Raw genomic sequence first — 13,542 nt, forward strand, 5'->3', positions numbered from 1 at the left:
GTCTGTCAGTTCTATAATCTTGATCTTTCCGATAGTTGTACTTCTTTTATATGTTCGCACAAAGGTACGCAAAAAATATGATATAAAGTGTTTTTCAACATCTACTTAGTATGTAAGGATGCTGAAGAAAAAACCATAGTTTCCCTCCTAAATCAGATAGGCTGGAAAAGCAAAATACAAAATATTGTCACAGAAAAAGAGTTGATAAAATGGTATAAGAAAGCCTTAACAGGCACTTACTCTGAATTACTGGCAAGCAAGTTGCTTAACACATTATCAGAAGAGATGCAGTTAGAGTTCCCTTCTCTTGATGCTTTACCAGATGCACTGACTCAAAGGCATTATGAAAAAATATCAAATGACTTTTGGCAATAATATACAAAATAAAAGGGAAAGTAAAAGCTAAAATTCAGAAAAGTCTCCTTTCATGTTGACAGTTTCAACCCCTCATAAATATCAGAACAACCGCTATCATTGAGTTGTTGACTCTTTGGTAGCGGTTGTTCTTTACAAATGACTGCTGTCTTTAGTGGGAATCGGACTTTGACACACCCTCTTTCTCGTTCCGTCCAGGCCTCGACAGGACACCAGGCTGTGCCCGCAGTCGGGACACAGAAAGCCGCAAGGGAATCCGGGAAGAGAAAATCCATCATGCAGATGTAAAACTTCAGGTCACGGCTCCGTCCATTTCGAAGCAGATTCTGGAGATTCCGCATTAGGCTTTTGTTTATATGGGCATTGTCAAATTGCGGCAGACCCCTGCCCATCAGTCGGACTGCAGATGCCGCACAAAAGGCCAAAATCCATCAAAGGTATTTCTCATGACCTGTCGATGCAGGAATCCGGGACGAGACGGACAAAAAAACTGAAGTCCAACGGAATGAAAATAATCCGTATCTTTCCTCTGAAGAAAAAAAACTTTCTTTGTCCGATGGGCTGATAAATCACAGTCTTTGTGTAATTTTGCAGTGTTTTTAAATAATTAGACAGATGTCTCAACTGCGCCTTGGCAGGCGGCTCGCATACATAGGAGGCGGCATGACGGCCGTTCTCCTATTTGCCTGTCTCATCATCCGTAGTCTTCCTCCCTCGCAGCGGGAGGTGGAAGAGAGTGCCGTGTCTGTCGCCCAGACCTCGTACTACGTGCTGGAGGCGGACGGAAAGACGGCGGCCTGCTTCGCCGACTATGCCGATTCGGTCTTCACGGGCGGGACGGTCGGCCGGGACTCCATCCCTGCCCGGCGCATCGTACAGCGCGGCTACTGGGTGAACCGGCTGCCTGTCGTCCCCTCCTGCTTCGGCCGGATCGTCATCCGCTGGAACTGCCGTCCCGACCCGGTCGTCAATCTCAGGGACGCCGCTCTGCGCCGGGTGCTCTTCCGCACGCTGGCCAGGATGGATACGGAGCTGGGCGGGCTGCAGACCGTGCGCAACGAGACGGGCTATTACCTCCGCGTACACAGCGTGCAGGACTACGGGTACAACAGAATCGCCGGCTATCATGCGGAGGTCGTGCGCCGGATGGACTCGCTCCGCAGCGTGCTGAAGACGGTACACGACCTGTCCGCCTCGCCTGTCCGCCTCCGTGTCCGGCAGGTGAACCGTTATTCCATCGCCTCCGGTCCGGGGGAGCGTACCGTCTGCAACCGCCTGAGAATCTACAAGGAACGCGGTGCCGTGCTCTTGCAGACGGCAGACGGCATGACACCATTCCGTGTCACGACCCGCCTGCGGTCCGGCAAGGCGATGGACGAGCTGGAGAAATACCGCCGGAAGCATCCTGCCGTGGCGGCGGGGCCGCAGCCCAAGGGCATCCGCGTGGCCGGCGGCCGCTACGACGGTGAGGTGCGGAAAGGGCTTCCTGACGGCTACGGACGGTTCTACGGCGATGACGGCGGCTTCTACGACGGCCACTGGAAGGGCGGCCGCCGTGACGGATTCGGGATCTATGTCGCCCCGCATGAGTATCTGCAGGTGGGCGAGTGGAAGGAAGACGTGTTCAAGGGCGAACGCCTCACGTACAATGCGGACCGCATCTACGGCATCGACCTCTCGAAGCACCAGCACGAGCAGCGCGGCCGGTACTATCACATCTATTGGAACCGGATCCGCATCACGCACCTCGGCACGCTGAGCAGCAAGACCGTCAGGGGCCGGGTGGACTATCCCGTCTCGTTCGCCTATGTGAAGTCGACGGAGGGCTGTACGGTGCGCAACGCCTATTATCTCACCGACTATGCCGAGGCGCGGCGGCACGGCATCCGCACGGGGACCTACCACTTCTTCTCCACCACGTCGCCCGGCGGGGCGCAGGCCGGCCATTTCCTGCAATGCAGCCGTTTCGGCAAGGGCGACCTCCCGCCGGTGCTGGACGTGGAGCCGAGCGACGCACAGATTGCCAGGATGGGCGGTGCGGCGGCGATGTTCCGCAGCATCCGTGCATGGATGACGCATGTGCGGCGGCGCACGGGTCGCCGGCCCATCCTGTATGTCAGTCAGATGTTCGCCGACAATTACCTGCCGCTGGCACCCGACCTCGTCGACAACTACCTCGTCTGGATAGCCCGCTACGGCGAATACAAACCCGACATCAAGCTGGCTTACTGGCAGCTGAGCCCTGACGGGAAGGTGCGGGGCATCCACGGCGACGTGGACATCAACGTCTTCAACGGCTACCGCAACCAGTACGAGGATTTCCTGAAGCGGCACTGCTTCTGACCCGTGCCGGCATCCGCCGTCCTGTCCATTTCCCGTCTGTCATTGCCGGTTCTGCCGTCCTGTCCGGGCGTGGGGCAGGGTCTCTGCCAAAGGGAATTTATCGGATCTGCCGGACTTCCAAGGCAGAAGGGCAGTGCCTCCTTCTGTCCGCTCCCTCTCCCTTCCGTTCTGGAGATTCTGAGGATTCGGGCTGCCTTAAGAAAAACTAAATTATATCCTTTTCAATCCGCCGTCTCAACTTAAAATGTTACCTTTGCATTTATGGAATTGAAAAAACTATTGTTCTTTATCCTCTGCATATTCTCCTTCACAGGACTCCGGGCACAATACAACATCCAATGCGAAGACACCTGCAGCCACATCCACGGACTCGACATGAGCCATTACCAGGGTGACGTATGGTGGGAGACGGTGGCCGAAAACAGCAACCACAAGCTCAACTATGTCTACCTGAAGGCGACGGAAGGCGGTTCGCGCACCGACCAGCGTTACCTTGACAACATCGAGGCGGCGCAGCGCTACGGCATGAATGTAGGGTCCTATCACTTCTACCGGCCTGCCGTCCCGCAGGAAGAGCAGCTGCGCAACTTCCGTATGCAGTGCCGCCCGCAGGACCAGGACCTCATCCCGATGGTCGACATCGAGACGACGGGCGGCCTGGGACGCGAGGCGCTGCGCGACAGCCTGCAGCGGTTCCTCGTCCTCATGACGAGAGAGTACGGCGTGCGGCCGCTGGTGTACACCTACACCAATTTCTACGACCGCTACCTCAGCGGTGCGCTGGACGGCTACAAGCTGTTCATCGCACAGTACAACGGACGCGAACCGGTGCTGCAGGACGGCAGGGACATCTTCGCCTGGCAGTACACCGGAAAGGGACGCATCAACGGCGTGAACGGCTACGTGGACAAGTCGAGGCTGATGGGAAAGCACAGCATGAGGGAGATACGCTACCGACGGCGGCGATAGTATGCGTGGAGAGAGACTGCGACAATTGACAACACAACTATAATCTTACATTACGTAAATGATCATCAAATGCCCTGAATGTGGCCATCAAGTGAGCGACAAGGCACCTGTCTGTCCGAGCTGCGGCGTGGAGATCGCCGGACACATCGTCAGATGTTCCCACTGCGGCGAACTCTACCTCAAGGAGGAACCGTCGTGCCCGAACTGTCACCATACGGAGACGGAGAACCCGTCTGCCGGAAAGAGAGGCGGGACGGACGGGACGAAGGCGGCTGGACCGATTGTCGTCCTGCCTATGGAAGAACATCCGGCGGACGGGAAAGAGACTGCCGGCGCCGGCGCACAGAAGCCGGCCGGCGAAAGGAAAGAGGTTGTGCGCGATACTGTGCGTACTCCGTCCGCGGATGCCGATGAAGCGACGGTAGACGCCGATTTCCTCATGGAGGACGATGCCGATGAGGATGTGATCGCTGCCGCTGAGGCGGTGCAGGAAGCGGACGAAGCCGGTGCGGAGAAGCCGGCGCAGAAGCACGGCCATGTATCGCTGGCGGTGTCGCTGCTCATTGCGGCCATCACGGCCGCCGTCCTGCTGTTTCTGTACAACCAGGGAGCCGGGGTGAGCCGGGCGAACGGCGAGCAGGAGGCCTATGCGCTGGCGCTCTCCAGCGACGAACCGACCGTCCTTCAGAACTATCTCTCCGAGCATCCCGCTGCTCCGAAGACCCACCGGGACAGCGTCTCCGCCCGGCTGAAGAGGCTGGTGGCAGCCGACCGCAGCCTGCAGACTGCCGACAGGGAGCTGGCAGCCGCCATGTCGGGCAATTCGACGGAAGAACTGAAGCGGTTTCTTGCGAAATATCCCGCCTCGAAGCACCGCAAGGAGGTAGAGGCGCGGATCGACGAGATGGACTGGGCGCAGGCGGCGGCGAAGGACGACGAGAATGCCTACCTCGGATACAAGGCGCAGCATGCGGACGGCATACACAGCAGGGAGGCGGATGAGAAGCTGAAGCGGCTTCTGGTACATACCGTCTCAGATGACGAGAAGTCGTCTGCCCTCGGGGCTGTCCGGCAGCTGCTGCAGGGTATGAACAGCAAGAGCAGCGACAAGATAGCAGGCGCCGTCGCACCCTCGCTGAGTTTTCTCGGTGCAGGCGGTGCAACGGCGAAGGACATCCGCCGCTACATGACCGACAGGCTCTATCAGGCTGATGTCAAGACCATCAACTGGCGCCTCGGATCGCCGGCCGAGATTACCAAGGACAGCAACGACGAGGGGGCGGAGCTCCGCCTGAAAGTGCCTGCCACGCTCGACATTGAGCGTAAAGGCGGCAGGTCCAGACGGAGCTATGTCATTTCGGCCGTTGTCAAGGGCGGAAGAATCACAAGCGTGAACTGGAACCAGATATAGACAGACGGGACTTCAAGGAAGCTGCACACCGACAGGATTCATGACCGGATCCTCTCGGTGTGTTTCTTTTTACAGGGGGCTGTTCTGCGGGCGGTCTGCCTCTGCGGTTTATCCGTCCCCGGTCTCCCGGTGTGTTTACGGAGACCTGTTCCCTGGAAGAGGATGCTGTTCAGCCGTCTTTCCCATGGGTCTGCAGATGACCGCCCCCGTCGCCCGGAAAGACGGTCCGTCCTTTCAGCGGGAAGTGCAGTCCCGGACGTTGGCCTGCTGCGTCCTCTGCTCCACGCACTGGCAGTGCCTCTGTCATGGGTTCTTGCCTCCCTCTCTGCCTCTATGGGGTATTTCATCAAAGTCATCAACGCACGAGACAGACCTCATCGCTCCAAATCCCTGAAGTCCCTGATTTCTCCCGATAAAATTTGCATCATTGTAAATTTGTTGCTATCTTCGCAGACAGGAAGTCCGTGCAGGAAGCCGGTAACCGATGTGGGCGGCCTGCAGAAGGGCATGCTGCGGGATGGGCCGAGGCGATGTCCGAGATTGTCAAGCGGATGCGGGAACTGGGAACACCGACCGACATCATCGCCCCGGCCACAGGCCTTGCACCGGAAGAGATAGCCCGTCTGTAATCATCCCGTCACCCCCTGTCCTTCCATCCCCGGCTTCCCGGAAACTTCATCCCCCGTCACCCCGTCAGACATTCCTCTCCGTCGGAGGGGGGACTCTCTAAGACATCAAGAAAACAATGACACTATATCCAAAACTCATCACAGAAGCCCTGGAGAAAGTAATCTACCCGGGCACAAAGAAGAACATCATCGAGAGTGAGATGCTGGCGGACACCCCCAGCATCAACGGCAACAAGGTGCGCATCACGCTCATCTTCCCGCGTGAGACGGATCCGTTCCTCAAGTCCACCGTCAAGGCGGCCGAGGCGCAGATCCACTACTCCGTGGGCAAGGACGTGGAGGTACACATCACCACCGAGTTCCGCAATGCGCCGCGGCCGGAGGTGGGCAAGCTCCTCCCGGAGGTGAGGAACATCATCGCCGTCAGCTCCGGCAAGGGCGGCGTAGGCAAGAGCACCGTCTCCGCCAACCTCGCCATCGCCCTGGCACGGCTGGGTTACAAGGTGGGGCTGCTCGACACCGACATCTTCGGACCGAGCATGCCCAAGATGTTCGGCGTGGAGGACGAACGGCCGTACGGCATACGGAAGGACGGCCGCCAGCTCATCGAACCGATCGAGAAATACGGCGTGAAGCTCCTCTCCATCGGATTCTTCGTCAGTCCTGACACCGCCACGCTCTGGCGCGGCGGCATGGCGACGGCGGCACTGAAACAGCTCATCGCCGATGCCGACTGGGGCGAACTCGACTACTTCATCCTCGACACGCCGCCGGGGACGAGCGACATCCACCTCACCCTCATGCAGACGCTCGCCATCACGGGAGCCGTCATCGTATCGACACCGCAGAACGTCGCCCTGGCCGATGCGCGCAAAGGTATCGACATGTACCGCAACGACAAGGTGAACATCCCCATCCTCGGGCTGGTGGAGAACATGGCCTGGTTCACGCCGGCCGAACTCCCTGAAAACAAATACTACATCTTCGGCAAGGACGGCGGCAAGAACCTCGCCAGGGAACTCGACTGCCCGCTGCTGGCACAGATTCCGATCGTGCAGAGCATCTGCGAGAACGGCGACAACGGGACGCCGGCTGCCGCGCAGGTGGACACTGCGACGGGACGGGCTTTCCTCAGTCTGGCACAGTCGGTCGTGACGGTGGTGAACCGCCGCAACAAAGAGCAGGCCCCGACGAAGATTGTCAATGTGAAGAACGAATGATCCGTTGTCTCCGGAAATCCGGCAGACCTGCCTGAGACCGGTTCTGAGAAAGCACAAAGAACCGGCAATCGCCCTCAGCGGCAGACCGACGTGAGGTGCCTTTGCATATTCCTTATGACATCCGTTCATCGAGAGCCTTGTCAGTACTCATCGTCAGAGGCTGGCAGGGCTCTTTTTCCATGGAATCGGGACAGGGGCAGTTTCGTTTTGGCGGTATGGCGGCATGAAGCCTTCCGGACGGTCGCTGTCCGGCAGGAACTTGGAGGTCATGGACTTCCCTGCGCTGCGTGGATGCTTTTCGTATAGCCTTGACGGATGAACCAAGGTGATTCATTCAACAAAGACATAGCCGGGACTGGCAGCGATCCATTCTGTGATCCTCCGCTGATACAAAGACCTTTTCATTTTAATACGTGAAAAAGACAGATAAGATTTTGAAAAAGCATTACATGATTTCAAACAAATCATCTGCAAATATAAAAGGAACGTGTAAAAAGCAGGACTGTAACCAGCAGTCTATCAAATGGTTATTAATCCGTTCGTAAAAGATGACTGATTGGCCTCCAAAAGGGCGTTGGCAACACCTCAAAAGAGCACCTGTTGCAAGCCAATCAGGCATCTTTCAGGAGCTAAAAGAGCATGTGTCAGCTTTGAACCGCATAAAAATTTTTACAAACACCGGTGGTAAGGGAATAAATTGTTTGTAGAAGATGGAAAGACAGGCTGATGGATGGACATTGTGTCAATTTACTTTTTCTGCATTTTTTCCTGTAGTCCATCCTCCTTTGTACGACCATCCGTTTTCGGAGAGTCATGCTATGCAAGTGCACAAGCCCTTTATTCTATCCCCGCCTATCCATTTAACGGAAGAACCGGAAATGTCTGCCGGACAGCTGTCTGTCAGAACATCGTCTGAAAATTTGTACGATCCGTTGTTTTTCCGTAACTTTGGATACGGATTCGGCTGCACACGGGGGCTTCCGGATCCGACAGTTCTGTCCCCCCGTGCGCAGACCGGGACCTGCGTCTTGGACAGACGGAAAAGGAACGGGGACCGGAACGGATGAAAAAGGAACAGAAATGTACAGCATAGCAATCACCTCAAGGACGCTTCACTTTCTCCAGCCGGCAGGAACGTCAAGGGGGGTCTACACTACAAGGAAGAGTTTTTACCTCACCCTGTCGGACAGCGGACGGCCGGGCGTGACGGGACTGGGAGAGTGCGCCACCCTCCCGGATCTGTCGTGCGACGCGCTGCCCGACGGGGAATACGAACGGACGCTGCGCCGCTTCTGCACCGACTTCTGCCGCACAGGCCGTCTGGACATCGATGCGCTGCGCCCCTATCCGTCCATGCTCTTCGGTCTGGAGACGGCGAAGGCGCAGCTGGATGCAGGGGGCAGCACCGACTTCTTCGGCACGCCGTTCGGGCGCGGGGAGGAGGGGATTCCCATCAACGGCCTCGTCTGGATGGGGACTTTCGACGAGATGTACAGGCGGCTGGAAGCGAAGCTCGAGGCGGGATTCCGCTGTGTGAAACTGAAGATCGGAGCCATCGACTTTGACAGGGAACTCGACCTCGTCCGGCACATCCGCCGGACGTTCCCCCGGGAACAGGTGGAACTGCGTGTAGATGCCAACGGCGGCTTCCGTCCGGAAGAGGCGCTGCAGCGGCTGGAAGCCCTGGCACCGTATGGCATCCACTCCATCGAGCAGCCCGTCCGGCAGCACCAGTGGCGGGAGATGGTGCGCCTGTGCGCCGCATCCCCCCTGCCGGTAGCCCTCGACGAAGAGCTCATCGGCGTGAACGATTCCACGGAGAAAGCGAGGCTGCTCGACACCCTCCGTCCGCAGTACATCGTCCTCAAGCCGAGCCTCCACGGCGGCATGGCGGGCACGAGGGAATGGATCCGGCTGGCCGGGGAACGCCACATCGGGTCGTGGATAACCTCTGCCCTGGAAAGCAACGTCGGGCTGAACGCCGTCGCCCAGCTCACGGCCGATGTCTACGGACCGCACATCAGCCTGCCGCAGGGACTGGGTACAGGCCGGCTCTTTGCAGACAACATTCCCATGCCGCTGGCGATAAGGGGCGACCAGCTGTGGGCATGCCGTCAGGAGAAGGATCGCCCGGACGTGACGGCGCCGGCTTCCGACAAAAACCGCTGGCAATGACACTACAGGATTTCCTTTCCGAATGGCGGAACGACAGTCCGCGGCTTCTCGTCCATACAAGCGGATCGACCGGCCGGCCGAAACCGCTGTGGGTGGAGAAACGGCGGATGCTTAACTCTGCCCGCATCACCTGCGATTTCCTCGGACTGAAGGCCGGCGACACAGCGCTGCTCTGCATGCCGCTCGACTACATTGCAGGGAAGATGGTCGTGGTGCGAAGCATCGAACGCCGGCTGCATCTGCTTTCCGTACCCCCTTCCGGGCATCCGCTCTCCGACTCCTCACTGTCCCGGCTGCCCGACCCTGACGGCGAGATCACCTTCGCCGCCATGGTACCGCTGCAGGTTTACAATTCCCTGCAGGTCGCCGGGGAGCACGAGAGGCTGCGGCGCATCCGCCATCTGATCATCGGCGGCGGAGCGGTGGACGACAGGCTGGCTGCCGCCCTGCACGACTTCCCCCATGCCGTATGGAGCACCTACGGGATGACGGAGACGCTCTCGCACATTGCCCTCCGGCGGCTGAACGGCCCCGGTGCCGACGGCTGGTACCGGCCTTTCGAGGGCGTGGAGGTATGGCTCGACGAGGACGGCTGCCTCGTCGTCAATGCCCCGGCGGTCTGCTCCCGTCCGCTGGTGACCCGCGACAGGGCCGAACTGCGCCCTTCCCGTCCGGCGGATGCTTCTCCGCTCTGCGGCTTCCGCATCCTCGGGCGGAAGGACAATGTGATCGATTCCGGCGGCATCAAAATCCAGACAGAGGAAGTGGAACGCCGTCTGAAACCGCTCCTCGCAGGCGGTTTCGCCGTCACAAGCTGCCCGGACGAGCGGTTCGGCGAGGCGGTCGTATTGCTTACCACACAGACCGACACCCCTGCGGTCGATGCGCTCTGCCGGCGGTGTCTGCCTAAGTTCTGGCAGCCCCGCCGCATCCTCCATGCCGCCGTCATCCCGCAGACGGCGACCGGCAAACCTGCGCGGGCGGAAATCAAAGCCCTGGCCCTTGCGCTGTGCAGGGCGGGCGACGGCTCCATCCGCTGACGACGCTGCCGTCCGGTGACCGGTCCGCATACCGTCTCTCCGGACCGGCGTGCACGGCGGCGCAGCCCTTTTCGGCATAGACACGAGAAACCCCGGAAGTCCTTTTGTCAGACTTCCGGGGTTTCTTCATGTCTGTTGCAGCCCCCGGCGGGTCGCCCCGCCATGTCCTTCTGCCGTCCCGGCGGCCGTGGGATGAGGCTGCCGCCGTGGTCTTAGAAGTTGTTCTCCTGTACCTGGAAGAAGCTCTGCGGATGGTTGCAGACCGGGCAGACAGCAGGTGCCTTCTTGCCGACTACGATGTGTCCGCAGTTGCGGCACTGCCAGATGCAGTCGCCTTCGCGTGAGAACACCACGCTGTCCTCGATGTTCTTCAGGAGTTTGCGGTAACGCTCCTCGTGGTGCTTCTCCACCTGGCCTACGCCGCGGAACTTGACAGCCAGCTCGGGGAATCCCTCCGCCTCGGCATCCTTTGCCATCTGGTCGTACATGTCCGTCCACTCCCAGTTCTCACCGGCAGCGGCGTCTGCGAGGTTCTGGGTCGTTGTCGGGATGTCGCCCTCGTGCAGGAACTTGAACCAGATCTTGGCGTGTTCCTTCTCGTTGCGTGCTGTCTCCTCGAAGAAACCGGCGATCTGCTCGTAGCCGTCCTTCTTGGCCTTGGAAGCATAGTAGAGGTACTTGGTGTGCGCCTGGCTCTCACCGGCAAAAGCATTCTTGAGATTCTGCTCGGTCTTCGTGCCCTTCAGGGCTGCCGGGTCGAAAGCCTTGAACTTGCCGGCTTTTGCGTGACATACCGGGCACTCTGCCGGTGCCTCTGTTCCTTCGTGGATATAACCACAGACGGTGCAAATAAATTTCTTCTTCATAATGTCTTTGTATTATAATGTAATCCAATCTTGTTCTTTTGTGGCTGCAGGCCGCTTCACCCTACTGGTGTACAGCCGGATAGGGCATCGTCCGATTCCTGTAATTATTTCAACCTTTCGGGTGCAAAGTTAGGAATTTAATCCGATACTATCCAGGTTTTCATCGATGTTTTTTCTCGGATCCGACCTATTTAGACGGTGGATAATTAAAAGGGAAAAGCCTCACGCCGGAATCACCTTGAAGCGGATGCGGAAGGCATGCTTCTGCTCGTCCCAGTTGGTGCCTAACAGCTCGAAGCGGCCGATCTGTGCAGTGGAGCGCACGTGCCTGCCGATGCAGGGGCACACGTCATAGTCGCCGATGCGGACAAGACGCAGCATTTCCGATGCGTCCTCGGGCAGGCGGTCAAGGCTGACGCCTTCGGGGAGGCTGTCGCGGTCGACCAGCTCGAAGGTCACCGGCAGGTCGTCGGCGATCAGCCGGTTCATCTCGTCCTCTATCGCCTTCTCTTCCTTGCGGTCGGGCTTGTGGTCGAGGATGAAGGTCATCTTGCTCTTCTTCCGTTCGATGTGCGCATTGGTGCTGCGTGCCGCGCCGAACAGACGGAACATCACCTGGTTCAGCAGATGCTCGGCGGTATGCGCCGGCGGGAACTCCTCTTTGTTGTGCGAATTCAATACGTATTCCACGGTCTTCTTCTTTATGTTGAACTTGTAAATCCGGCCATAGTTCCCGGGGACATCCAGTGCGATCTGTCCGTCACGTTTCAGTTCCGCTGTCTTCGTGAAGCCGGAAAGCAGGTCGGTCATCTCCACCTCCTGCTCGGGCAGACCGAGGAAATCGTAGGCATGGGCCGGCACGGTGACGCTGATTTGTACACGGCGGTCGTCGAAGTTGGCGACGACCAGCAGCACCTCGTCATCGGCCTTGCGCAGGAAGGCGAACTGCCGGCGGGGATTGAACTGGTAGCTCTGGTTGTTGGCGTACATGAGGTCGAAGGTCTGTCCTTCACGCACGGCCTTCTCCCGGTTGCAGAAACGGAGGATGCCCTGGTAGACCAGCGACAGCTTCTTCTCGTCGGTCGTCAGCGTGTCACGGTGGAAGAATCCCTTGTAGACGGCCTCGCACGTCCAGTAGTCGAAGATGGTCGAACGGCCGTCACGCCCCGAGAAGCCTTCCTTGTCCATGCCCCTTTCGCCGAACTCCTGTCCTGCATAGACCATGACGGGGTTCTGCTGGAGGAGTGCGGAGACGATCATCCCCGGCACCCCTTTCCACGGATTGTCGGCGAAGAAGTCGGAGGCGATGCGCTGCTCGTCGTGGTTCTCGAGGAAGTAGAGCATGTGGTCGCGGATGTCGTCCACCTGCTGCCACTCGCGGGTGATGGACGATGCCGGCCGCTGGTCGCAGATCACGCCGCGGATGCAGTCGTACATCCCCACCTTGTCGTACAGATAGTCGAACCCGGACTCCACGTACATGCGGTACTGGCCGGGGTCATAGACTTCGCCGATGAAGAGGGTTTCCGGATAAAGGGCCTTGACCTGCCGCGTGGCGTATGCCCAGAACTCATGCGGCACCATCTCGGCCATGTCGCAGCGGAAGCCGTCGACACCCTTCGCCGCCCAGAAGAGCAGGATGTCGGTCATCTTCTTCCACGTGGAGGGGACGGGATTATAGTGGCAGCTTCTGCCGCCCGCGTCGCAGTAATCCACACCGTAGTTCAGCTTGACCGTCTCGTACCAGTCGTTCTGCTGCGGATGGGCGTCGAAGCGGTCGTTGCCGGTACACTTCGCGGGGAACTCCTCGTAGGGTCCGGCACCATGGGCGTACTCGCTTTCGGAGATGCTGGAGAGGTCGAGCCGTTCGCCCGGACAGTAGTAAAAGTTGTTCTGCGCATCGAAATGCTTGCCGGTGTCGTCTCCCTCGCCGAGGTCCTCCACGCCCTGCGGCCGGGCGATGCTTCTGTACTGGCGTGCGACGTGATTGGGCACGAAGTCCATGAGTACCTTCATGCCGGCCGCATGGGTGCGGCCGACGAGCGCCTCGAACTCTGCCATGCGTGCGTCTACATCCACGGCGATGTCGGGGTCGATGTCATAGTAGTCGGTAATGGCATACGGCGACCCGGCACGTCCCTTCACGACCCGGGGGTTCTGGCACGGTATGCCGAAGGCGGAATAGTCCGTACACGTCGCATGGCGGATGATGCCGGTGAACCAGAGATGGGTGACACCGAGGTCATGGATGCGCTGCAGCACCTTGCCGTCGAAGTCGTTCATCTTCCCCGCACCGTTCTCCTCCAGCGTTCCGTATGCTCTGCGGGTAAGGTTGCGGTTGCCGAAGGTGCGGGTGAGGATCTGGTAGATAACTAATTTAGTTTTCATTTGAAATCGCCTTTCCGCTCTTCCGGGACGGCGGAGCGGAAAGGTCTGTGCTTACAATTCTTGCAGGTGCGCCGGCCGGCGGACGGACCTCCTGTCCTGACAGACCTGCAAATCCATATTCTTGTT

The 13,542-nt window shown here is 58.8% G+C and carries 10 protein-coding genes; 8 read left to right on the forward strand and 2 right to left on the reverse strand.

All coding sequences use genetic code 11. The annotated features are described in order from the left end of the window. Nucleotides 1–87: 87 nt before the first annotated feature. The 8 genes from HMPREF9141_RS03280 to HMPREF9141_RS03315 all read left to right on the forward strand — a co-directional run bounded on the left by HMPREF9141_RS03280 (nucleotide 88) and on the right by HMPREF9141_RS03315 (nucleotide 10,162). A complete protein-coding gene (locus HMPREF9141_RS03280; protein WP_007367053.1) occupies nucleotides 88–375 on the forward strand; it encodes a HaeII family restriction endonuclease in 288 nt (95 codons plus the stop codon). 615 nt (nucleotides 376–990) lie between these two features. Next, entirely contained in the window at nucleotides 991–2,718 is a 1,728-nt protein-coding gene (locus HMPREF9141_RS03290; protein ID WP_007367056.1) for a GH25 family lysozyme, read from the forward strand. Nucleotides 2,719–2,979: 261 nt separating this feature from the next. Further along, entirely contained in the window at nucleotides 2,980–3,687 is a 708-nt protein-coding gene (locus HMPREF9141_RS03295) for a glycoside hydrolase family 25 protein (RefSeq protein ID WP_007367057.1), read from the forward strand. 58 nt (nucleotides 3,688–3,745) lie between these two features. After that, on the forward strand, nucleotides 3,746–5,098 hold the full coding sequence (locus HMPREF9141_RS03300; protein WP_007367058.1) for a zinc ribbon domain-containing protein: 1,353 nt from the start codon (nucleotides 3,746–3,748) through the stop codon (nucleotides 5,096–5,098). A gap of 419 nt (nucleotides 5,099–5,517) precedes the next feature. Next, the gene (locus HMPREF9141_RS13300) at nucleotides 5,518–5,727 is read left to right on the forward strand and encodes a hypothetical protein (protein ID WP_007367060.1); all 210 of its coding nucleotides are present in this window, start codon (nucleotides 5,518–5,520) and stop codon (nucleotides 5,725–5,727) included. A gap of 116 nt (nucleotides 5,728–5,843) precedes the next feature. After that, nucleotides 5,844–6,947, forward strand: a complete 1,104-nt coding sequence (locus tag HMPREF9141_RS03305; RefSeq protein WP_007367061.1) for an Mrp/NBP35 family ATP-binding protein — start codon at nucleotides 5,844–5,846, stop codon at nucleotides 6,945–6,947. A gap of 1,080 nt (nucleotides 6,948–8,027) precedes the next feature. Next, nucleotides 8,028–9,122: an o-succinylbenzoate synthase gene (locus HMPREF9141_RS03310; protein ID WP_007367066.1), complete on the forward strand. Its 1,095-nt coding sequence runs from the start codon at nucleotides 8,028–8,030 to the stop codon at nucleotides 9,120–9,122. Beyond that, the gene (locus tag HMPREF9141_RS03315; RefSeq protein ID WP_007367067.1) at nucleotides 9,119–10,162 is read left to right on the forward strand and encodes an AMP-binding protein; all 1,044 of its coding nucleotides are present in this window, start codon (nucleotides 9,119–9,121) and stop codon (nucleotides 10,160–10,162) included. The genes HMPREF9141_RS03310 and HMPREF9141_RS03315 overlap by 4 nt, the downstream gene beginning before the upstream one ends. Before the next feature lie 212 nt (nucleotides 10,163–10,374). Here HMPREF9141_RS03315 and rbr read toward each other — a convergent pair whose 3' ends face one another. Both rbr and HMPREF9141_RS03325 read right to left on the reverse strand, forming a co-directional pair. Then, entirely contained in the window at nucleotides 10,375–11,028 is a 654-nt protein-coding gene (gene rbr / locus HMPREF9141_RS03320; protein WP_007367068.1) for a rubrerythrin, read from the reverse strand. A 222-nt stretch (nucleotides 11,029–11,250) separates the two neighbouring features. Continuing rightward, nucleotides 11,251–13,416 (reverse strand): alpha-amylase family glycosyl hydrolase, encoded by a 2,166-nt coding sequence (locus HMPREF9141_RS03325; RefSeq protein WP_007367069.1) that lies wholly within the window; start codon nucleotides 13,414–13,416, stop codon nucleotides 11,251–11,253. Nucleotides 13,417–13,542: the final 126 nt, after the last annotated feature.

It is taken from the genome of Prevotella multiformis DSM 16608, assembly GCF_000191065.1.
Classification (GTDB): Bacteria; Bacteroidota; Bacteroidia; order Bacteroidales; family Bacteroidaceae; genus Prevotella; species Prevotella multiformis.

Excerpts from the sequence above, each read along its gene's own strand:
- HMPREF9141_RS03295 (WP_007367057.1), top strand. The coding sequence starts at position 2,980 with ATGGAATTGAAAAAACTATTGTTCTTTATCCTCTGCATATTCTCCTTC.
- HMPREF9141_RS03325 (WP_007367069.1), bottom strand. The coding sequence starts at position 13,416 with ATGAAAACTAAATTAGTTATCTACCAGATCCTCACCCGCACCTTCGGC.
- HMPREF9141_RS03300 (WP_007367058.1), top strand. The coding sequence starts at position 3,746 with ATGATCATCAAATGCCCTGAATGTGGCCATCAAGTGAGCGACAAGGCA.
- HMPREF9141_RS03305 (WP_007367061.1), top strand. The coding sequence starts at position 5,844 with ATGACACTATATCCAAAACTCATCACAGAAGCCCTGGAGAAAGTAATC.
- HMPREF9141_RS03315 (WP_007367067.1), top strand. The coding sequence starts at position 9,119 with ATGACACTACAGGATTTCCTTTCCGAATGGCGGAACGACAGTCCGCGG.
- HMPREF9141_RS03310 (WP_007367066.1), top strand. The coding sequence starts at position 8,028 with ATGTACAGCATAGCAATCACCTCAAGGACGCTTCACTTTCTCCAGCCG.
- rbr (WP_007367068.1), bottom strand. The coding sequence starts at position 11,028 with ATGAAGAAGAAATTTATTTGCACCGTCTGTGGTTATATCCACGAAGGA.
- HMPREF9141_RS03290 (WP_007367056.1), top strand. The coding sequence starts at position 991 with ATGTCTCAACTGCGCCTTGGCAGGCGGCTCGCATACATAGGAGGCGGC.